The organism is Mesorhizobium sp. WSM4849, from assembly GCF_055811385.1.
The window spans coordinates 131748-150945 of the sequence record NZ_JBVVPW010000014.1; the positions used below are offsets into that span (position 1 = coordinate 131748).

Annotated in this window: 19 protein-coding genes; 9 read left to right on the forward strand and 10 right to left on the reverse strand. The window is 63.0% G+C overall.

The window, feature by feature from the left end; all coding sequences use genetic code 11:
* Positions 1-7 precede the first annotated feature (7 nt).
* The 6 genes from AC0L3L_RS17940 to mdh form a co-directional block, all read right to left on the reverse strand.
* A complete protein-coding gene (locus tag AC0L3L_RS17940; protein ID WP_473638579.1) occupies positions 8-2995 on the reverse strand; it encodes a 2-oxoglutarate dehydrogenase E1 component in 2988 nt (995 codons plus the stop codon).
* 139 nt (positions 2996-3134) lie between these two features.
* Positions 3135-4037: a succinate--CoA ligase subunit alpha gene (sucD, locus tag AC0L3L_RS17945; protein ID WP_473638580.1), complete on the reverse strand. Its 903-nt coding sequence runs from the start codon at positions 4035-4037 to the stop codon at positions 3135-3137.
* 54 nt (positions 4038-4091) lie between these two features.
* On the reverse strand, positions 4092-4463 hold the full coding sequence (locus AC0L3L_RS17950; protein WP_254017006.1) for a cupin domain-containing protein: 372 nt from the start codon (positions 4461-4463) through the stop codon (positions 4092-4094).
* 33 nt (positions 4464-4496) lie between these two features.
* A complete protein-coding gene (locus AC0L3L_RS17955) occupies positions 4497-5054 on the reverse strand; it encodes a hypothetical protein (RefSeq protein WP_473638581.1) in 558 nt (185 codons plus the stop codon).
* A 10-nt stretch (positions 5055-5064) separates the two neighbouring features.
* Positions 5065-6258, reverse strand: coding sequence for an ADP-forming succinate--CoA ligase subunit beta (gene sucC / locus AC0L3L_RS17960; RefSeq protein WP_473638582.1), 1194 nt, complete (start codon positions 6256-6258; stop codon positions 5065-5067).
* 31 nt (positions 6259-6289) lie between these two features.
* Positions 6290-7258, reverse strand: a complete 969-nt coding sequence (gene mdh / locus AC0L3L_RS17965; RefSeq protein ID WP_473485939.1) for a malate dehydrogenase — start codon at positions 7256-7258, stop codon at positions 6290-6292.
* Between the two features lie 218 nt (positions 7259-7476).
* On the opposite strand from mdh, the gene AC0L3L_RS17970 reads away from it, so the two are divergent.
* Entirely contained in the window at positions 7477-7905 is a 429-nt protein-coding gene (locus tag AC0L3L_RS17970; RefSeq protein WP_473638583.1) for a GNAT family N-acetyltransferase, read from the forward strand.
* A gap of 211 nt (positions 7906-8116) precedes the next feature.
* Here the strand turns inward: AC0L3L_RS17970 and zapE are convergent, their stop codons facing one another.
* Both zapE and AC0L3L_RS17980 read right to left on the reverse strand, forming a co-directional pair.
* Positions 8117-9313: a cell division protein ZapE gene (gene zapE, locus AC0L3L_RS17975; protein ID WP_473638584.1), complete on the reverse strand. Its 1197-nt coding sequence runs from the start codon at positions 9311-9313 to the stop codon at positions 8117-8119.
* An 81-nt stretch (positions 9314-9394) separates the two neighbouring features.
* Positions 9395-9934: an AprI/Inh family metalloprotease inhibitor gene (locus AC0L3L_RS17980; RefSeq protein ID WP_123148790.1), complete on the reverse strand. Its 540-nt coding sequence runs from the start codon at positions 9932-9934 to the stop codon at positions 9395-9397.
* A 262-nt stretch (positions 9935-10196) separates the two neighbouring features.
* Here AC0L3L_RS17980 and AC0L3L_RS17985 point away from each other — a divergent pair, with 262 nt between their 5' ends.
* The 8 genes from AC0L3L_RS17985 to AC0L3L_RS18020 all read left to right on the forward strand — a co-directional run bounded on the left by AC0L3L_RS17985 (position 10197) and on the right by AC0L3L_RS18020 (position 17672).
* The gene (locus AC0L3L_RS17985; protein ID WP_473638585.1) at positions 10197-11237 is read left to right on the forward strand and encodes an MBL fold metallo-hydrolase; all 1041 of its coding nucleotides are present in this window, start codon (positions 10197-10199) and stop codon (positions 11235-11237) included.
* 203 nt (positions 11238-11440) lie between these two features.
* Positions 11441-11602, forward strand: coding sequence for a DUF1328 family protein (locus AC0L3L_RS17990; protein ID WP_077380919.1), 162 nt, complete (start codon positions 11441-11443; stop codon positions 11600-11602).
* Between the two features lie 175 nt (positions 11603-11777).
* The gene (dapF, locus tag AC0L3L_RS17995; protein WP_473638586.1) at positions 11778-12662 is read left to right on the forward strand and encodes a diaminopimelate epimerase; all 885 of its coding nucleotides are present in this window, start codon (positions 11778-11780) and stop codon (positions 12660-12662) included.
* A complete protein-coding gene (gene mtaB, locus AC0L3L_RS18000; protein ID WP_473638587.1) occupies positions 12662-13999 on the forward strand; it encodes a tRNA (N(6)-L-threonylcarbamoyladenosine(37)-C(2))-methylthiotransferase MtaB in 1338 nt (445 codons plus the stop codon). The genes dapF and mtaB overlap by 1 nt, the downstream gene beginning before the upstream one ends.
* A gap of 11 nt (positions 14000-14010) precedes the next feature.
* Positions 14011-15741, forward strand: a complete 1731-nt coding sequence (ftsY, locus tag AC0L3L_RS18005) for a signal recognition particle-docking protein FtsY (RefSeq protein WP_473638588.1) — start codon at positions 14011-14013, stop codon at positions 15739-15741.
* Between the two features lie 62 nt (positions 15742-15803).
* Positions 15804-16478, forward strand: coding sequence for a septation protein A (locus AC0L3L_RS18010; RefSeq protein ID WP_473485948.1), 675 nt, complete (start codon positions 15804-15806; stop codon positions 16476-16478).
* 16 nt (positions 16479-16494) lie between these two features.
* Positions 16495-17115 (forward strand): pyridoxamine 5'-phosphate oxidase family protein, encoded by a 621-nt coding sequence (locus tag AC0L3L_RS18015; protein ID WP_473638589.1) that lies wholly within the window; start codon positions 16495-16497, stop codon positions 17113-17115.
* Between the two features lie 23 nt (positions 17116-17138).
* Entirely contained in the window at positions 17139-17672 is a 534-nt protein-coding gene (locus tag AC0L3L_RS18020; RefSeq protein WP_473638590.1) for an NADPH-dependent FMN reductase, read from the forward strand.
* Between the two features lie 301 nt (positions 17673-17973).
* Here AC0L3L_RS18020 and AC0L3L_RS18025 read toward each other — a convergent pair whose 3' ends face one another.
* Both AC0L3L_RS18025 and AC0L3L_RS18030 read right to left on the reverse strand, forming a co-directional pair.
* A complete protein-coding gene (locus AC0L3L_RS18025) occupies positions 17974-18183 on the reverse strand; it encodes a tautomerase family protein (protein WP_192356465.1) in 210 nt (69 codons plus the stop codon).
* A 31-nt stretch (positions 18184-18214) separates the two neighbouring features.
* Entirely contained in the window at positions 18215-19132 is a 918-nt protein-coding gene (locus AC0L3L_RS18030; protein ID WP_473638591.1) for an SMP-30/gluconolactonase/LRE family protein, read from the reverse strand.
* Positions 19133-19198: the final 66 nt, after the last annotated feature.

Here is a 19198-nt window from a genome sequence, read left to right on the forward strand (position 1 = left end):
CTCTGTTCTATTCACCGAGCGCATCTTCGAGCAAGGCGGCAAGCTGGGCGAGATGCTTCGACATCAATCCGGTCGCCGGCGACGCGGCGGCGGGCCGGCCGGTATAGCGCACCCGCTGATGCTTGGCGTCGATATGCGCCAGCACCCATTCCAGATACGGATCGATGAACGACCAGGCGCCCATGTTCTTGGGCTCCTCCTGGCACCACACCATCTCCGCGTTGCGGAAGCGTGACAGCTCGGTGATCAGCGCCTTGGCCGGGAACGGATAGAGCTGTTCGACGCGCAGCAGGTAGATGTCGTTGATGCCGCGCTTCTCGCGCTCCTCGTAGAGGTCGTAGTAGACCTTGCCCGAGCAGAGCACGACACGACGGATCTTCGAATCCTTGGTGAGCTTGATCGCCTGGCCGGGGAGCTGCTGGGCATCATCCCACAACAGCCGGTGGAACGCGCTTTCGCCCGACATCTCCGGCAGCGTCGACACCGCCCGCTTGTGGCGCAGCAGCGACTTCGGCGTCATCAGGATCAGCGGCTTGCGGAAATCCCGCTTCAACTGCCGGCGCAGGATGTGGAAGTAGTTGGCCGGCGTCGTGCAGTAGGCCACTTGCATGTTGTCTTCGGCGCAAAGCTGCAGGAATCGCTCGAGCCTAGCCGACGAATGTTCCGGCCCCTGGCCTTCATAGCCATGCGGCAGCAGGCAGACGAGGCCCGACATTCTGAGCCACTTGCGCTCGCCCGACGAGATGAACTGGTCGAACACCACCTGGGCGCCGTTGGCGAAATCGCCGAACTGTGCTTCCCAAAGCGTCAGCGCCTTCGGCTCGGCCAGGCTGTAGCCATATTCGAAGCCGAGCACGGCCTCTTCCGACAGCATCGAGTTGATGACCTCGAAGCCGGCTTGCGCCGCCGACAGATTGTTGAGCGGAATGTAGCGCGTCTCGTCGCGTTGGTCGTAGAGCACGGAGTGGCGTTGCGAGAACGTGCCGCGCTCCGAATCCTGTCCTGACAGCCGGACCGGATTGCCGTCGAGCAGGATGGCGCCGAAGGCCAGAGCCTCGGCCGTCGACCAGTCGATTCCCTCGCCCGCCTCGATCGCCTGGCGGCGGTTCTCGAGAAACCGCATGATCGTCTTGTGGGCCGCAAAGTCCTTCGGCACCTCCGTCAGCTTCTTGCCGATCTCCTTCAGCGTCTTGACCGGGACGGCGGTCTTGCCGCGCCGCTGTTCGTCCTGGTTGTCGGCTGTGCGCAGGCCCGACCAGGCGCCATCCAGCCAGTCGGCCTTGTTGGGCTTGTAATGCTGGCCGACCTCGAATTCCTGCTCGAGATGTGCCCGCCAGTCGGCCTTGAGCTTGTCGAATTCGGCCTGGGTGAGGTGGCCTTCGGCGATCAGCCGGTCGGCATAGATCTGCACCGTCGTCTTGTGGCTGCGGATGCTGCTATACATGATCGGCTGGGTGAAGGCCGGCTCGTCGCCTTCGTTGTGGCCGAAGCGGCGATAGCAGAACATGTCGACCACGACAGGCTTGTGGAACTTCATGCGGAATTCGATCGCCACCTTGGTGGCATGGACCACGGCTTCCGGATCGTCGCCATTGACGTGGAAGATCGGCGCCTCGATCATCTTGGCCACATCCGACGGATAAGGCGACGAGCGCGAGAAGCGCGGATTGGTGGTGAAGCCTATCTGGTTGTTGATGATGAAATGCAGCGTGCCGGCGACGCGGTGGCCGCGCAGGCCTGACAGGCCGAGGATCTCGGCAATCACGCCCTGGCCGGCAAAGGCGGCGTCGCCATGCAGGAGCAGAGGCAGCACTTTGGCGCGCTCTTCCAGTGGCACGATCTCCTCGCGGCTGCGGCCGAACAGCGAGTCCTGCTTAGCCCGCGCCTTGCCCATTACCACCGGATCGACGATTTCCAGATGCGAGGGATTGGCGGTCAGCGACAGGTGCACCTTGTTGCCGTCGAACTCGCGGTCCGACGAAGCACCGAGATGGTACTTCACGTCGCCCGAACCCTCGACCTCGTCGGGCGCGGCAGAGCCACCCTTGAACTCGTGGAAGATGGCGCGGTGCGGCTTGGCCATCACCTGGGAGAGCACGTTCAGCCGGCCGCGATGCGCCATGCCGAGCACGATCTCCTTCATGCCGAGCTGGCCGCCGCGCTTGACGATCTGCTCCAGCGCCGGGATCAACGCCTCTGCGCCGTCGAGGCCGAAGCGTTTGGTGCCCTTGTACTTGACGTCGATGAACTGCTCGAAGCCCTCGGCCTCGACCAGCTTCTGCAGGATCGCCTTCTTGCCGGTGGCGGTGAAGGAGATCTCCTTGTCGGTGCCCTCGATGCGCGCCTGGATCCAGGCCTTCTCCTCGGGATCGGAAATATGCATGAACTCGACGCCGAGCGTCGAGCAATAGGTGCGGGTCAATATGTCGAGCATCTGACGGATGGTGCCGAATTCGAGCCCGAGCACATTGTCGAGAAAGATCGGGCGATCGTAATCGGCGGCGGTGAAGCCGTAATTTTCCGGCGACAGCTCGTTGTAATCCTCGAGCGGCTTGGCGATGCCGAGCGGATCGAGATTGGCGTGCAGGTGGCCACGCATGCGGTAGGCGCGGATCATCATGATGGCGCGCACGGAATCGCGCGTCGCCTGATGCACGTCGGCGTCGGAAAGGGTGACCCCGTTCATCACCGCCTTGTGCTGGACCTTCTTCTCGATGTGCTTCTCGACGATGCCCCAATCACCGTCGAGCGCCGACACCAATTCGCCATTGGCCTGCAGCGGCCACGAGGGCTTGGCCCATGAGGCGCCCTTGGCATTCTTGCGGACATCGCCGGCGTCGTCCTTCAGCGCCGCGAAGAAATCCTGCCATTCGGGGTCGACCGAAGAGGGATCGTCCTCATAGGCGGCGTAGAGCGCGTCGATATAATCGGCATTGCCGCCATAGAGGAAAGAGGTAAGCGAAAATTGGTCGTTGGCCTGATCGTGTCTTGCCATTTTTTTCCGCGGAGCCTGGCTCCGTCTCCTTTTCCGAAGGGGAGTAAGGGAATAGGGTAGTAGGGCAGTAGGGAAAGTGGCAATTGTCGCCACTCGTCCCGTTCTTCCTATTCCCCTACTCCCATACTGCCCTACTCCCTTAACCTTTGATCGCTTCGACCAGCGTCGTGCCCAGCCGTGCTGGCGACGGCGATACCTTGATCCCGGCCGATTCCATCGCCGCGATCTTGTCTTCCGCGCCGCCCTTGCCACCGGAAATGACCGCTCCCGCATGACCCATGGTGCGGCCGGCCGGGGCCGTGCGCCCGGCGATGAAACCGGCCATCGGCTTCTTGCGGCCACGCTTGGCTTCGTCCTTGAGGAACTGCGCGGCGTCTTCCTCGGCCGAGCCGCCGATCTCGCCGATCATGATGATCGATTGGGTCTCGTCGTCGGCGAGGAACATCTCCAGCACGTCGATGAACTCCGTGCCTTTGACGGGGTCGCCACCGATGCCGACGGCGGTGGTCTGGCCGAGGCCGACATTGGTGGTCTGGAACACAGCCTCATAGGTAAGCGTTCCCGAGCGGGAAACAACGCCGACCGAGCCCTTGCGGAAGATGTTGCCAGGCATGATGCCGATCTTGCATTCGTTGGGGGTCAGGACGCCGGGGCAGTTGGGGCCGATGAGCCGCGATGTCGAGCGGTCGAGCCGCGCCTTGACCTTGATCATGTCGATCACCGGGATGCCTTCGGTGATGCAGATGATCAGCGGGATCTCGGCTTCGATCGCTTCCAGGATCGCCTCCGCGGCGCCGGCCGGCGGCACATAGACAACGGAAGCATTGGCACCGGTCGTTGCCTTGCCTTCGGCAACCGTGGAAAAGATCGGCAGGCTCTCGCCCTTGGCACCAGTCCACGTCTCGCCACCCTTCTTGGGGTGGATGCCGCCGACCATTTTTGTCCCGTAATAGGCCAGCGCCTGCTCCGTATGGAACGTGCCGGTCTTGCCGGTCAGGCCCTGCACGAGGACCTTGGTATTCTTGTCGACGAGAATGGACATGGTGGTCCTTTTTACAAACCGTTGATGGAGGAAGGCTGCGCGGTCATCGTCAGGTCACAGCCGTTTCAGGTCGGCGACGGTGAGGTCGCTCTTGGCGTTGCCGGTGTTGAGCGTCGTCGCCGGTTCGAACATCAGCACCACCGGCTCCTCGCTCAGCGAGCGCGGCCGGTGCTCGACGGACCGCGGCACGACGATGAATTCGCCGCTGCCAAGTTCCACCGTGCCGTCGCGGAAATCGATAGCGATGCGGCCGCGCAGCACCAGGAACGCTTCGTCCTCATTGTCATGCGCGTGCCAGTCGAAGACATCGCCGAACTTGGCGATCTTGACCTGGGCGTCGTTGACGTCGCCGGCGATATGCGGATCGAAGACCTTCTTGATCTTCTGATCCGCCGCCTCGACCAGATTTATCTTGTGCGGAGGCACCAGATCAGCCCTTCACGCTTGTGGATGGAGGGGTCATAGAGAATTCCCCACTTGAGGCCGAGGAGTTCCAAAACGAAAAACTCCACTGAACTTTTCGTCTACCGGATTGTCGCCGATGGTCCAGATAACGAGGCATGCGGCGCTGCCGTCCCCAGCAGCCTGGCACTCCTTGTTTGCGTAAATCCGGACGTAGTTTTGGTCCGCTAGATCGCCAAGAACCCCCTCCTTCGGCACCTCGATCAAACCCCGCGAGCGAGCGTAGTCATCAAACTCTGCCATTCGAATCGTAGTTCCGAAGATCTCACAGATGTCGAGCAAAGACTTATTCCCATTTGATCCTGCCGGATTGAGTATGACAAACGGCGCCGAGAGAGTTCCAGTAATCGGTCGATCGAAAGTCTTTCTGCCACGGTCGTCAGAATCGATCGAAAATCCATTCTCGATCGTCAATTGCTCCGCTTTATTCAAATCGCCGTTTGATGCGATGCAGATATTCTTATAGAGCACCATTGCATCCGAAATCTCTTCCGCGTGCGCCGGCAGGGCGAAGCAGCCGAGTCCAATTGCACACAGAAGTCGGGTCGAGATCATCGACTGCCCTTCAGCCCTTCACTGCCGCCACGATTTTCTTCGCGGCATCGTCGAGGTCGTCGGCCGAGACGACGTTGAGCCCGCTGTCGTTGATGATCTTCTTGCCGAGTTCGGCATTGGTGCCTTCCAGCCGCACCACCAGCGGCACTTGCAGCCCGACTTCCTTGACTGCTGCGATCACGCCCTCGGCGATGATGTCGCACTTCATGATGCCGCCAAAAATGTTGATCAGGATGCCCTTGACCGCCGGATCCTTGGTGATGATCTTGAACGCCGCCGTCACCTTCTCCTTCGACGCACCGCCGCCGACATCGAGGAAGTTGGCGGGTTCGGCGCCATAGAGCTTGATGATGTCCATCGTCGCCATGGCGAGGCCGGCGCCGTTGACCATGCAGCCGATATTGCCGTCGAGCGCGACATAGGCGAGGTCGTGTTTCGACGCCTCGATCTCCTTCTCGTCCTCTTCGGTGATGTCGCGCAGCTCCATCACGTCGGGATGGCGAAACAGCGCGTTGTTGTCGAACGACACTTTTGCGTCGAGCACGCGCAGCCGGCCGTTCTTCATGACGATCAGCGGGTTGACCTCGAGCAGGCTCATGTCCTTCTCCAGAAAGGCATTGTAGAGGATCGGGAACAGCGTCTCGCCGTCCTTGGCGGCGTCGCCGTCGAGCTGCAGCGCGCCGTTGAGTTCTTTCAAATCAGCCGCCGTCACACCCTTTTCCGGGTCGATGGCGAGGGTGATGATCTTTTCCGGCGTGTCGTGGGCGACCGCCTCGATGTCCATGCCGCCCTCGGTCGAAACGACGAAGGCGATGCGGCCGACCGAGCGGTCGACCAGCAGCGACAGATAGAGCTCGCGCTCGATGTCGGCGCCGTCCTCGATATAGAGGCGGTTGACCTGCTTGCCCGCCGGGCCGGTCTGCTTGGTGACCAGAGTGTGGCCAAGCATTTCCTTGGCGTTGGCGACCACTTCGGCCACCGACTTCGCCAGCCTGACGCCGCCCTTGGCGTCGGGTCCGAGCTCCTTGAACTTGCCCTTGCCGCGGCCGCCGGCATGGATCTGGCTCTTCACCACATACAGCGGGCCGGGCAGCGCCTTGGCGGCGGCTTCCGCCTCGTTTGCCTCGAACACCGGCACGCCTTCGGCCACCGGTGCGCCAAAGCCCTTCAGCAGCGCCTTGCCCTGATATTCATGGATGTTCATGCTAGATATCTCCGGGTCAATTGGCGGCGGGTCACTTGGCGGCGAGTTGCGGAGCGATCTTGACGCAGGCCTCGCACAGGCCCTGCACCGCCGCCACCGAACTGTCGAACATCTTCTGCTCGGCCTTGCCGAGCTCGATCTCGATGACGCGCTCGACGCCGCCGGCGCCGATCACCACCGGCACGCCGACATAGGTGTTCTTGACACCATACTGGCCGGAGAGATGCGCAGCACAGGGCAGCACGCGCTTCTTGTCCTTGAGATAGGCTTCGGCCATGGCGATCGCCGAGGCGGCCGGTGCGTAGAAGGCCGAGCCGGTCTTGAGCAGGCCGACGATCTCGGCGCCGCCGTCTCGGGTGCGCTGCACGATCTGGTCGAGCTTTTCCTTCGAGGTCCAGCCCATCTTGATGAGGTCGGGCAGCGGGATGCCGGCGACCGTCGAATAGCGGATCATCGGCACCATGGAATCGCCATGGCCGCCGAGCACGAAGGCGGTGACATCCTCGACCGACACCTTGAACTCCTCGGCCAGGAAGTAGCGGAAGCGCGAACTGTCCAGCACACCGGCCATGCCGACGACATGGCTCTTCGGCAGTCCGGAGAACTTCTGCAGCGCCCAGACCATGGCGTCGAGCGGGTTGGTGATGCAGATGACGAAGGCTTTCGGCGCGTATTTCTTGAGACCCGCGCCAACCTGCTCCATGACCTTCAGATTGATGCCGAGAAGGTCGTCGCGGCTCATGCCGGGCTTACGCGGCACGCCGGCGGTGACGATGCAGACGTCGGCGCCCTCGATGCCGGCATAATCGTTGACGCCGACCAGCCTGGAGTCGAAGCCATCGACCGGCGACGACTGCGCGATATCCAGCCCCTTGCCTTGCGGGATGCCCTCGGCGATATCGAACAGCACAACGTCGCCGAGATCCTTGAGGCCGATCATGTGGGCGAGCGTGCCGCCGATCATGCCCGAGCCGATGAGCGCTATCTTGTTGCGTGCCATGTGAGGATGTTGTCCCTTTAGACTGTGACGGCGCCATGACGGCGTCGAAGAAGCGGGCCGGAATGCTGCGGGGAAGCCGCGAATTTTCGCCGCCCCCAATAGCCCCAGCGCGGAAGAAATTCAAACGATTATTTTGGAGTGAATAATTTCAATCGGTTAGAAACAACGGGAATTACGTAAGCGTCAAAAGAATTGAGCTGACTTGGGAAAGTTACGCAATGAAGATGGAAATAAGAAGGCTGTTTCCCGGCGATGACGCCCTTGTGATGCGGATCGCCGAAGATGTGTTCGATGAACCGGTCACGCCGGATCGGCTCGCCGCCTATCTCGCCTCATCAGGTCATTTCATGATTGTGGCATTGGCCGATGGCATAGTCGTCGGCCAATGCGCGGCCGTCATCCACCGCCACCCGGACAAGGTGAGCGAACTCTACATCGACGAAGTCGGCGTGGCGCCGGCCTTCCAGCGCCAGGGCATAGCGACGAACATGCTCGACGCCATGTTTGAGCTCGGCCGGGAGCATGGCTGCGAGGAGGCGTGGGTCGGCACCGAGCCGCACAATGTCGCGGCGCGCGCACTTTATGAGGCGCGGAATGAGCCGCACGGGCCGGCGGAGGCGTTCGTGATGTATGTGTTTCGACTATAGGCGCCGGCGGGACAGCGCCCCCCTCTGTCCTGCCGGACATCTCCCCCACATGGGGGGAGATCAGCAGCTTCGACGCTCCGCTCACGCCTGCGACGTTGGAGATTGGCGAGCGAAAGATGACGGCCAATCTCCCCTCTTGTGGCTCTTGTGGGGGAGATGTCCGGCAGGACAGAGGGGGGCGCGAAGGATCGCGACCTTCCGGAGACTATCTTCAGGCCCGAGCCTGCTGCGCTTCGGTCAGCGTCGCCTTCTGCCTCTCCACCCAGCCCTCAAGCCATTCATGGCTCTGCATCTCGATCAGCCGTGACGCTGTGCGCTCGAACTCGAACACCTCGGCGCCGCGCTTGGCCGTGTACAGCTGCGGTGGCGGTGCAGCGGCGCTCATTACCAGCCGCACATGATGGTCGTATAGAGTGTCGATCAGCAGGATGAAGCGCTTGGCCTCGTTGCGCATGCCTTCGCCGAGCACCGGCACATGATCGATGAAGACGGTCGAAAAGCGGCCGGCAATCGCCAGGAAATCGCGGGCGCCGAGCGGTTTTTCGCACAGATCCCCAAAGGAAAACCGCGCCGCTTCGCCGGCGGCACGCGGCACCACGACCTGCCGGCCCTTTATCGTCAGCGTAGCCTCGGCCGCCGGCCTGTCATGCGTCATCACGTCCCAGGCCTCGTCGAGAACAGCATCGGCGGCGGCATCGGCGGGGGTGACATAGACCGGCAGGCGGCTGAGCTTGTCCAGCCGATAGTCCTTGTCGGCGTCCAGCGCCAGCACCTGCGCATGCCGCTCCAGGATGCCGATGAAGGGCAGGAAAAGCTTGCGGTTCAAGCCGTCGCGGTAGAGATCCTGCGGCGCGACATTGGACGTGGCGACCAGCACGACGCCGTTGGCAAACAGCGCCGAGAACAGCCGGGACAGGATCATCGCATCGGCGATGTCGGTGACGGAAAACTCGTCGAAACAAAGTACCCAGGCTTCCTCGGCCAGCGTGCGGGCCACCGGCGCGATCGGGTCGTCTTCCCTGACGGTGCCCTCTTTGCGCGCCTGCCGGTGCTTCTGGATACGGTCCTGCACATCGGCCATGAAGTCGTTGAAATGCACACGGCGCTTGCGCCTGACCGGCACCAGCTCGAAGAACATGTCCATCAGCATGGTCTTGCCGCGGCCGACGCCGCCATGGATGTAGAGGCCCTTGACGGGCTCGCGCGTCTCGCGCTTGCGAGCGAACAGCCAGCCCAGCGCGCTCGATTTGTGCGCCAGCCGCTTTGCCGAGATCTCATCGATCAGCCGGTCGAGTGCCGCGACGATCCGCTCCTGCGCCGGATCGCGGTCGATCAGGCCTGACACAACCAGATGGTCGTGGCGCTGCCGGACGGTCGCATGGGTCTGAAGGCCGTCACGCAGATGCATCGGTCACGTCGTTCTAGAGCAATTCCAAGAAAAGTATGTCTCGGTTTTCCGTCGGATTTGCGTAAAAATAAATGGGGCGGGTCAGCCTCTTGTAAGCGAGATCGGCAGGCCGTTGGAAGTTTGGCCGTCGAATTTCTCTCCGCCCGAGGAATAGAGCCGTGCCAGCGTGCCGCCATTCTCGTCGTACAGCGTCAACTGCTTGCCGGCGACGTTCCAGGACTTAATGCCGTTGATCGGCGCCGGGCAATGCAGCGGCCCGGCCCGGTAGCCGGCGCCGAATTTGGTCTGTGGCGTCGCCACCTGGCAGCTCTGGCCGGAGACGCTGGCCTTCCACACGCCGGCGACGCTGGAGGCGGTAAGATCCGCAGCCCCGGCCGGAGCCGTCCCGTCCGGTGGCAGCGAAGCCACCTCGGAACCTTGCGGCGCCGTTGGAAATTTCGACGGGTCGGCAGTGCCGGGCGCCGCCGGCGGCGGCAGCTGATTTGCGGTCACCGTGCCGGAGGGCGCGGCCTCAAGCGGCGACGGCTGCTGGTCCATCGACGAGAATCGTGACGTTGAACAGCCGCTCGCAACGAGCGCGGCAAGCGATACGGCCAGCAGACCGGTTTTCGAAAAATTCATTTCAAACCTCCGTCGGATCCGGCTCGGGCTGCCGTCCGCACAATCTCCCATCACCAAGATGGAGAAGGTGGCGAAATTTCAACCCGATATGGTTAAAATACTTTTTGCGGCAGCATCTGTTGCAATTTTACCACAAAATACATGCAGCCTAAAAGCCTGCCCTGTAGGTCTGACAGAGGCGCGCAGCTGTTTTGCTGGACAGGCGTGCTCCTGGCATTCGGCCGCCAAATGCTTGCGCCAGCCGGGTCCGGTCCTATCTCTGATGAAACGGAACCCTGCCGGAGGCGAAACCTTGGCTGCGAGAAAAAGAGCCGCCAATCGCTATTACAGCGGCCCGCCGAGCGATCATTTCGACGGCACCTTGTTCTTCAATCCCAACGGCAAGCTGCCTGCCCGCTTTTCCGATCTTTTGAAGTGGCAGTTGGGTGGCGAACGCTCGAAATGGCCGGCGGCGAATCCAAGTCCGTTTCATCAGGCGACACCGGCCAAACGGATCGACGGCTCCGAACTGAGGCTGACCATGGTCGGCCATTCCTCGCTGTTCATCCAGACAGCCGGCCTGAACATTCTCACCGACCCGGTCTGGTCGCGGCGCGTCTCGCCGCTCTCCTTTGCCGGGCCGAAACGGGTCAATCCGCCGGGCATCGCCTTTTCCAACCTGCCGCCGATCGACCTCGTATTGGTCAGCCACAACCACTACGACCATCTCGACCTCGCCACGCTGAAGCGGCTGAAGACGAAGCACGACCCGCTGGTGCTGACGCCGCTCGGCAACGACGCCATCATCGACGATGGCGTTCCCGGCATGCGGCTTTCCGCGCATGACTGGGGCGAGCGGGTCGATATCGGCAAGGACGTCGCCGTCCATGTCGAGCCGGTGCACCACTGGTCGGCGCGCGGCACCCGCGACCGGCGCATGGCGCTGTGGGCGGGTTTTGTGGTCGAGACGCCAGGCGGAAAGGTCTATTTCGCCGGCGACACCGGTTTCCACGAGGGCATCAACTACCGGCTGATGGCCGAAAGGCACGGCGGCTTCCGCCTCGCCATCCTGCCGATCGGCGCCTACGAGCCGCGCTGGTTCATGGCGCCACACCACCAGAATCCGGAGGAGGCGGTGCAAGGCATGCTTTTGTGCAACGCCGCCCATGCTGCCGGCTGTCACTGGGGCACGTTCCGGCTCACCAACGAGCCGATCGACGAGCCGGCCAGAAAGCTGGGCGAGGCCCTGGATGACCAGGGCGTCCCTCGCGAACGCTTTCGCGCCCTGCATCCCGGCGAGGTCTGGGACGTGCCGGCGGTCTAGAGCGGCGGACTTTCAAGTCGAAGCGAACCGCCGCTCTATCTTCTTGTTTGAGCATCGGATTTTCCCAAAACCGGTACCCACTTTTGGGCCCGATGCACTAGGCAGGCAACCGGCTTCACGGCGCACGGGACCCCCAGCGGAACCCGGGACGTCGCAAACGCGTTGGCAGGCATCCACAACCGTCGGCTGCGAGGGATTTCCGCATGATCAAATGGATCATCATTCTTCTGATTATCGCGGCCGCGGCCAGCCTGCTCGGCATGCCGGCATTGGCCGGAGCCGCCGCCACCGGCGCCCGTATCCTCATCGGCATCGTGCTGATTATCTTCCTGCTGGTCATGCTCGGCGTCTTCGCGGTGGCGTAGACGCATCGGCCCGAAAATCGGAATCGATTTTCGGAAAGCACGATGCGCGGGTCCAAAGTGTCAGAGCGTACTTTGTGCGTCCAAGTGGACGCACGTCGCTCTGACGTCCGCACACTGGTAATTTCGGCCGGTATCCGCCATATAGGCGCCAAACCGGCATGAGACCTTTCGATCCATGGCAAGCACTGCCCCCTTCGCCAAGATGAACGGCATTGGCAACGAAATCATCGTTGCCGACATGCGCGGTCGCGCCGATCGGGTGACGCCGGCTGCCGCCCTTGCGCTCAATGCCGATGCCGCGACGAAATTCGATCAGATCATGGCGATCCACGACGCCAGGACGCCGGGCACCGCCTTTTTCATCGACATTCTGAATTCCGACGGAACCGGCGCGCAGGCCTGCGGCAACGGCATGCGCTGCGTGGTGCAGGCACTTGCCGCCGAGACCGGCCAGAAGACATTCGCCTTCGAGACCGTCGCCGGCATCCTCAACGCCGAAGAACATGCCGACGGGCTGATCTCGGTCGACATGGGCAAGCCGCGTTTTGGCTGGCAGGATATTCCGCTGGCCGAGGAATTCCGCGATACCCGCATGATCGAGCTGCAGATCGGCCCGATCGACGCGCCTGTGCTGCACTCGCCCTCGGTCGTGTCGATGGGCAATCCGCACGCTATCTTCTGGGTCGACCGCGACGTCTGGTCCTATGAGCTCGACCGCTTCGGCCCGCTGCTCGAAAATCACCCGATCTTCCCCGAACGCGCCAACATCACCATCGCACGGGTGACCTCGCCCGAGACGATGGTCATCCGCACCTGGGAGCGCGGCGCCGGCCTGACCAAGGCCTGCGGTACGGCGGCTTGTGCCGCCGTCGTCGCTGCCGCGCGCACCAGGCGGACCGGACGCAGCGTCTCCTTGGTGACACCCGGCGGCGGCTCCTTGCATGTCGAATGGCGCGGCGACGACCACGTCATCCTCACCGGCGCCGCCGAATGGGAATTTTCCGGCAGCTTCGATCCGTCGACCGGGGTGTGGGCCCGCGACACCGAAAGCGCCGCCTGATGGCTCCTCTTGCCAAGAAGGGTCCCGCTCTTTCCAGGGGTCCCACTCTTCCCAAATGTGTTGACGTCGTCACCTTCGGCTGCCGGCTGAACACCTACGAATCCGAGGTGATGCGGCGAGAGGCGGAAAGCGCCGGCCTTGGCGCGCTGGAAGGCGGCGCCATCATCTTCAACACCTGCGCCGTCACCGGCGAGGCGGTGCGCCAGGCAAAACAGTCGATCCGCAAGGCCCGCCGCGAGAACCCGGCCACCCGCATCATCGTCACCGGCTGCGCCGCGCAGACCGAGCCGCAGAGTTTCGTCGCCATGGACGAGGTCGATCTCGTCCTCGGCAATGAAGAGAAGTTGAAGGCGCATTCCTATCGCGCGCTGCCGGATTTCGGCGTCAACGATTCCGAGAAGGCTCGCGTCAACGATATCTTTTCGGTACGCGAGACAGCCGGCCACATGGTCGACGCCATCGAGGGCCGGGCGCGGGCTTTTGTCCAGGTGCAGAACGGCTGCGACCACCGCTGCACCTTCTGCATCATCCCCTACGGCCGCGGCAATTCGCGCTCTGTGCCGATGGGCGCCGTGGTCGAGCAGGTCAAGAGGCTGAGCGCGAATGGTTATGCCGAGATCGTGCTGACCGGCGTCGACATGACCAGTTTCGGCGCCGACCTGCCTGGAAGCCCGAAACTCGGCAAATTGGTCAAGGCAATCCTGAAGCAGGTGCCTGACGTAAAACGCCTGCGCCTCTCCTCCATCGATTCGATCGAGGCCGACGACGATTTGCTCGACGCCATCGCCACCGAGCCCAGGCTGATGCCGCATCTGCATTTGTCGCTGCAGGCGGGTGACGACATGATCCTGAAGCGGATGAAGCGCCGGCACAACCGCGATCAATCGATCCGTTTTTGCGAGGATTTGCGCAAATTGCGTCCCGGCATCGTCTTCGGCGCCGACATCATCGCCGGCTTTCCGACCGAGACGGACGCGATGTTCGAAAAATCGCTGGAGATCGTCGAGGAATGCGGGCTGACGCATCTCCACGTTTTTCCGTTCTCGCCACGCGAAGGCACGCCCGCCGCGCGCATGCCTCAGCTTCGCCGCGAGGTGGTCAAGCAGCGTGCGGCAGGGCTGCGCGCCGCCGGCGACGCCGCCTATATCAGTCACCTCGCCGCACTCGCCGGAACACGCCAGTCGATCCTGGTCGAGCGCGACGGGCTCGGCCGCACCGAAGGCTTCACGCTCGCCACAGTGTCCGCGGGCGCGCCGGGCGAAATCGTTGAGGCTGATATCGTCGGCCATGACGGTATCAGACTGATCGCGGCGCCGCTTGCCGCCCGCGCCGCCTGAGACGCAAAAACATGGCTGGTTTTCTCAAGAAGATATTTTCGTTCGGCAAGAAGGAAGTGGTCGAGGAGCGGATCGACGAGACCACGCCGCTGCCGCCGATCAAATGGGACGCTCTGGAGGCGCTGAAACCGGCGACGGAGCAGGCCGTTCCGGAATTTTTGAAACGCGAAGAGCCCCGGCCCGAGGCAGAAGCTTCGCCTCCGCCACCGGTCGAGGCGGAAGCACCGCCTGCGCCGCTACCGGCGCCTGTTGAAGAGGCCGAGCCCGCTCCGATCATTTCCCCCGAGCCACAAATCCAGCCGGAGCAGGCTCCGGTCGAGAAGCCAAAGCCCGAGCCCGCTCCTACCGTTCCGCCCGAGCCAGAAATCCAGACAGAGCCTGCTCCGGTCGAGGAACTGCGGCCGCCGGAGCCGGAAACGGCTGCTGAGGAGCCGGAGCCCGAAGAAATCCCGGCCGCCTCCGTCATCGCTGAGCCAGTTCCTGCACCAGAGCCGCAGGAAATTCTTGAGCCCGAGCCGCAGCCGCCAGAAATCGCCCCGTTCCAGCCGGAAAAACAGCCGGAGCCGGAGCCCGTCGAAATGCCGGCACCGCCCGCTGAGGCTCCCTCAACAGCGCCCAAGTCTGAGCCGCCTCCGGCCGAAATCCCGCCCCCCATTCGCCAGCCTGCGCCGGTCGAGGCGAAGCCGGTGCTTGCCGAGATTGCACCAGAGCCGGAGGCCGTTCCGCAACCACCGCCGGAGCCAAAGCCGGCCCCCGGCAAGGTGACCGTAACCAAGAAGGTCGAGCAGAAAGCCGAGCCGCAGAAGGCGCCGGGACCGGCACCGAAACGCTCGTGGTTCCAGCGTATGAAGGAGGGGCTTGCCCGCTCTTCCCGGGAACTGTCCGGCAACATCGCCGGCGTCTTCACCAAGCGCAAGCTCGATGAGGACACGCTGCAGGATCTGGAGGACGTGCTGATCCGCGCCGATCTCGGCATGGAGACGGCGTTGCGCATCACCGATTCGCTGGCCGCCAGCCGCTACGGCAAGGACGTCTCCGAGACGGAAGTCCGCGCCATCATGGCGAGCGAGGTGGAGAAGGTGCTGACCCATGTCGCCATGCCGCTGGAGCTTGACCTCAGCCACAAGCCGCATGTCGTCCTTGTCGTCGGCGTCAACGGCACCGGCAAGACCACGACCATCGGCAAGCTGGCGGCAAAGCTGACCGACGGCGGCCTGTCGGTGATGCTCGCAGCCGGCGACACCTTCCGTGCTGCCGCGATCGAACAATTGAAGATCTGGGGCGAGCGCACCAAGTCGCCGGTCATCGCCTCCAAGCTTGGCGCCGATGCGGCAGGTCTTGCTTATGACGCGTTCGAACAGGCCAAGCAAGCCGGCTCCGACGTGCTGATCATCGACACCGCCGGGCGGCTGCAGAACAAGACCGAGCTGATGGCGGAGCTGGAAAAGATCGTCCGGGTGCTGGGCAAACTCGATCCGGAGGCGCCGCACACCGTGCTGCAGACGGTCGACGCCACCACCGGCCAGAACGCACTCAACCAGGTCGAGATTTTCCGCAATGTCGCCGGCGTCAACGGCCTGGTGATGACCAAGCTGGACGGCACGGCACGCGGCGGTATTCTGGTGGCGATCGCGGCAAAGCACAAATTGCCGGTCTATTTCATCGGCGTCGGCGAACAGGTCGACGACCTCGAACCTTTCTCCGCAAGCGAGTTCGCCAGGGCGATCGCTGGAGTGGCATAACAAGCATGATCCCAAGAAGTTGCAGACTTCTTGGACAGGATCTTGCGCAAGAAGGAAAGCCTATGAACCCGCGCATCCTCGAACGCGACCCGTCCGACCCGCAGAAACAGAAGAAGGAAGGCGTCAATCCGCTGCTCAAGCTGGTGCTGGAGCTCGGCCCGCTTATGGTGTTCTTCTTCGCCAACGCCCGCGGCGCATGGCTATCGCAGAAATTTCCGGCGCTGGCTGAGCTCGGCGGGCCGATCTTCGTCGCCACCGGCCTGTTCATGGCCGCGACCGCGATCGCGCTGATCGCTTCCTGGCTGCTCACCCGCACCTTGCCGATCATGCCGATGGTGTCGGGCGTCGTCGTCTTCGTCTTCGGCGCGCTGACGCTCTACCTGCAGGACGACATCTTCATCAAGATGAAGCCGACCATCGTCAACATGCTGTTCGGCGGCGTGCTGCTCGGCGGCCTGTTCTTCGGCAAGTCGCTGCTCGGCTATGTCTTCGATTCGGCGTTCAGCCTCGATGCCGAGGGCTGGAAGAAACTAACCTTCCGCTGGGGCCTGTTTTTCCTGTTCCTGGCCCTTGTCAACGAAGTGGTCTGGCGGAATTTCTCCACCGACGCCTGGGTTACCTTCAAGGTATGGGGAATCATGCCGATCACGCTTCTTTTCACCTTCAGCCAGATGCCGCTGATCATGCGCCATTCGCTTGAAGGCAAGACCGGAAACGAAGAGAAGGCCGGCAAGTAACGGTTAGGGAGAGGGCATGGAATTCGTCACCACGCGCGAAGAGCTGAGAACGATCTACAAGACGCCTCGGCCGACCGACGGCTCGATCCGCAAGGAACTGACGGCGTTGGATGGCCACAGCCGTTCCTTCATCGGCAAAAGCCCCTTCGTGCTGATCGGCTCCTCCGACGGCACCGGCAATGCCGATGTGACGCCGAAGGGCGACAAACCGGGCTTTGCCGCCGTGCTCGACGAGAAGACCATCGCCATCCCCGACCGGCCCGGCAACAACCGGCTCGACACCCTGGAGAACATTCTTCTCAACCCCTCGGTCGGGCTGCTCTTCCTCATCCCGGGCATGAACGAGACGCTGCGCGTCAACGGCGACGCCCGCATCACCGTCGATGCGGCTTTGCGCGAGCGACTCGCCGTTGACGGCAAGGAACCGCAAAACGTCGTCCTGGTGACGGTCAAGGCCGCCTACATGCATTGCGCCAAGGCTTTCATGCGCTCCGATCTGTGGAGGCCCGAAACCTGGTACGACCGTGCGACGCTGCCGACGCTCGGCCAGATCCTGCGCGACCAGCTGGCGCTCGCCGAGACCGTCGAGGCGACCGACCGCTGGCTGGACGAAAGCTACAAGCAGACGATGTGGTAGGCTTCCGGACGCGATTCGCACCTTTGCTGAACATCCTGGCCATTTCCGGCAGCCTGCGCGCCGCCTCGACCAATTCCGCCCTGGTCGCGGCACTCGCGCAAAACGCGCCGCCGGACTGTCACGTGTCCGTTTACGACGGGCTTGGCCGGCTGCCGATTTTCAACCCGGATGACGAAGGCGAGCGGACGCCACCGCAAGCAGCGGCGCTGATCGACGCGGTCACCGTCGCCGACGGCGTCATCGTCTCCTGCCCGGAATATGCCCATGCCGTGCCAGGCGGCCTCAAGAACGCGCTCGACTGGCTGGTCTCGCGCGACGCCGCCGTCGGCAGGCCGGCAATGCTGGTGCACGCCTCGCCGCGCTCGCTGTTTGCCCGCGACGCCTTGGCCGAGATCATGAGGACCATGTCTTTCGCGCTCTATGAGGAAGCTGCGCTCGAAATCGCCCTGCTCGGCAAGAAGCCTCCGGAGGTGGAGAAAATCCTGGCGGAACCGGCAAACCGGCTGGCGATGCGCAGCGCCGTTTCGGCCTTCGCCGACTTCATCCGCTCGCGTTAAGTGGCGGCCACCGTGCTTTCGTTGTCCCGGAGCGGAGCGAACGCGAACCGAGCATCGGCGATCCTTCGCGCCCCCTCTGTCCTGCCCTCTTTGCCACCACTTGGCATCTCCCCCACAATGAGGGAGATTGGCCGTCATCCCCGCTTTCGCCAACCTCCAACGTTGAAAGACGGGCTAGGCGACGAAGCTGCCGATCTCCCCCCAAGGGGCCTTGAGGGGGAGATGCCCGGTAGGGCAGAGGGGGGCGCTGCCCCGCAGGCCTCTCGCAAACTTCCGCGCCGCTGCCGTGCCCGTCGGGAGATTAGCCCTTCCGTCTCAACGTCTCGACATCGGTCTCACCGACGAACCAGTCGCGCGCATTGACCTCCTCGAAGACCACCCAGACATCGTTGCTGGTCAGGCCGGTGGCGCCGGTGATGGCCGCCGTCACCTGTTTGGCGATCGCGGTCTTCTTGCCGGCGGGATCGGCGGCGATGACTTCCTTGACGATGCGGATGTTGACGAATGGCATGCGTCCTCCCTTCAATAGTGCTGATTGTGATTCAATAAGTCTTTGCGCCGTTGACCATCAGCCGGACCATGTAGAGCGAGGTCGTGCCGGCGATGTAGAGGCAGTTCAGCTTGTTGCCGCCGAACACGCAATTGGCGACGACTTCCGGCACCTTGATCTTGCCGATCAGCGTCCCGTCCGGATCGTAGCAATGGATGCCGTCGGCGGCGCTGGTCCAGATGCGCCCTTGATCGTCGAGCCTGAAACCATCGAACAGGCCGGCCGTGCAGTCGGCGAAGACCTTTCCGCCGGAGACCTTCTTGCCACCCTCGTCGACATTGAACACCCGCATATGCGCCGGGTTCTGCGCGCCATGCGTGCGGCCGGTATCGACGACATAGAGCTTGCTCTCGTCGAGCGAGAAGGCGAGCCCGTTGGGCCTGACCATGTCGGTGATCACCGCGTCGACCTCGCCGGTTCCGGGATCGGCCCGGTAGACATGGCAGGCGCCGATCTCGCTGTCGGCCTTGTCGCCCTCATAATCCGTATCGATGCCGTAGGTCGGATCGGTGAACCAGATCGAACCGTCGGACTTGACCACCGCATCATTGGGCGAATTCAGTCGCTTGCCGCGCCATTTGTCGGCGATGGTGGTGATCGAGCCGTCATGCTCGGTGCGGCTGACGCGGCGGCCCGAATGCTCGCAGCTTACCAGCCGGCCCTGCCGGTCGACGGTGTTGCCGTTGGAATTGCCGGACGGTTGCCGGAACACGCTGACGCTGCCGTCGGTCTCGTCGTAGCGCAGCATGCGGTTGTTGGGGATGTCGGACCACACCACATAACGGCCGGCCGCAAACCAAGCCGGCCCTTCCGCCCACCGGCATCCGGTGAACAGTTTGTCCACCTGCGCATTGCTGTTGAACAGCCGCGCAAAACGCGGATCGAGAATCTCGTAGTCTTCGGCGGCCATGGTTTCCTCCCGGTCATGCAAAATCGCTAGTGCCGGCGCGATCAAGCCAGCCGGCGATCAATATGG

Bases quoted from the DNA above. Each gene is read 5' to 3' on its own strand.
- sucC (WP_473638582.1), bottom strand. From the start codon at position 6,258: ATGAACATCCATGAATATCAGGGCAAGGCGCTGCTGAAGGGCTTTGGC.
- AC0L3L_RS17970 (WP_473638583.1), top strand. From the start codon at position 7,477: ATGAAGATGGAAATAAGAAGGCTGTTTCCCGGCGATGACGCCCTTGTG.
- AC0L3L_RS17955 (WP_473638581.1), bottom strand. From the start codon at position 5,054: ATGATCTCGACCCGACTTCTGTGTGCAATTGGACTCGGCTGCTTCGCC.
- AC0L3L_RS18015 (WP_473638589.1), top strand. From the start codon at position 16,495: ATGGAATTCGTCACCACGCGCGAAGAGCTGAGAACGATCTACAAGACG.
- AC0L3L_RS17940 (WP_473638579.1), bottom strand. From the start codon at position 2,995: ATGGCAAGACACGATCAGGCCAACGACCAATTTTCGCTTACCTCTTTC.
- zapE (WP_473638584.1), bottom strand. From the start codon at position 9,313: ATGCATCTGCGTGACGGCCTTCAGACCCATGCGACCGTCCGGCAGCGC.
- AC0L3L_RS18010 (WP_473485948.1), top strand. From the start codon at position 15,804: ATGAACCCGCGCATCCTCGAACGCGACCCGTCCGACCCGCAGAAACAG.
- dapF (WP_473638586.1), top strand. From the start codon at position 11,778: ATGGCAAGCACTGCCCCCTTCGCCAAGATGAACGGCATTGGCAACGAA.
- AC0L3L_RS17985 (WP_473638585.1), top strand. From the start codon at position 10,197: ATGAAACGGAACCCTGCCGGAGGCGAAACCTTGGCTGCGAGAAAAAGA.
- mtaB (WP_473638587.1), top strand. From the start codon at position 12,662: ATGGCTCCTCTTGCCAAGAAGGGTCCCGCTCTTTCCAGGGGTCCCACT.
- AC0L3L_RS18030 (WP_473638591.1), bottom strand. From the start codon at position 19,132: ATGGCCGCCGAAGACTACGAGATTCTCGATCCGCGTTTTGCGCGGCTG.
- AC0L3L_RS18025 (WP_192356465.1), bottom strand. From the start codon at position 18,183: ATGCCATTCGTCAACATCCGCATCGTCAAGGAAGTCATCGCCGCCGAT.
- mdh (WP_473485939.1), bottom strand. From the start codon at position 7,258: ATGGCACGCAACAAGATAGCGCTCATCGGCTCGGGCATGATCGGCGGC.
- AC0L3L_RS17990 (WP_077380919.1), top strand. From the start codon at position 11,441: ATGATCAAATGGATCATCATTCTTCTGATTATCGCGGCCGCGGCCAGC.
- AC0L3L_RS17980 (WP_123148790.1), bottom strand. From the start codon at position 9,934: ATGAATTTTTCGAAAACCGGTCTGCTGGCCGTATCGCTTGCCGCGCTC.
- sucD (WP_473638580.1), bottom strand. From the start codon at position 4,037: ATGTCCATTCTCGTCGACAAGAATACCAAGGTCCTCGTGCAGGGCCTG.
- ftsY (WP_473638588.1), top strand. From the start codon at position 14,011: ATGGCTGGTTTTCTCAAGAAGATATTTTCGTTCGGCAAGAAGGAAGTG.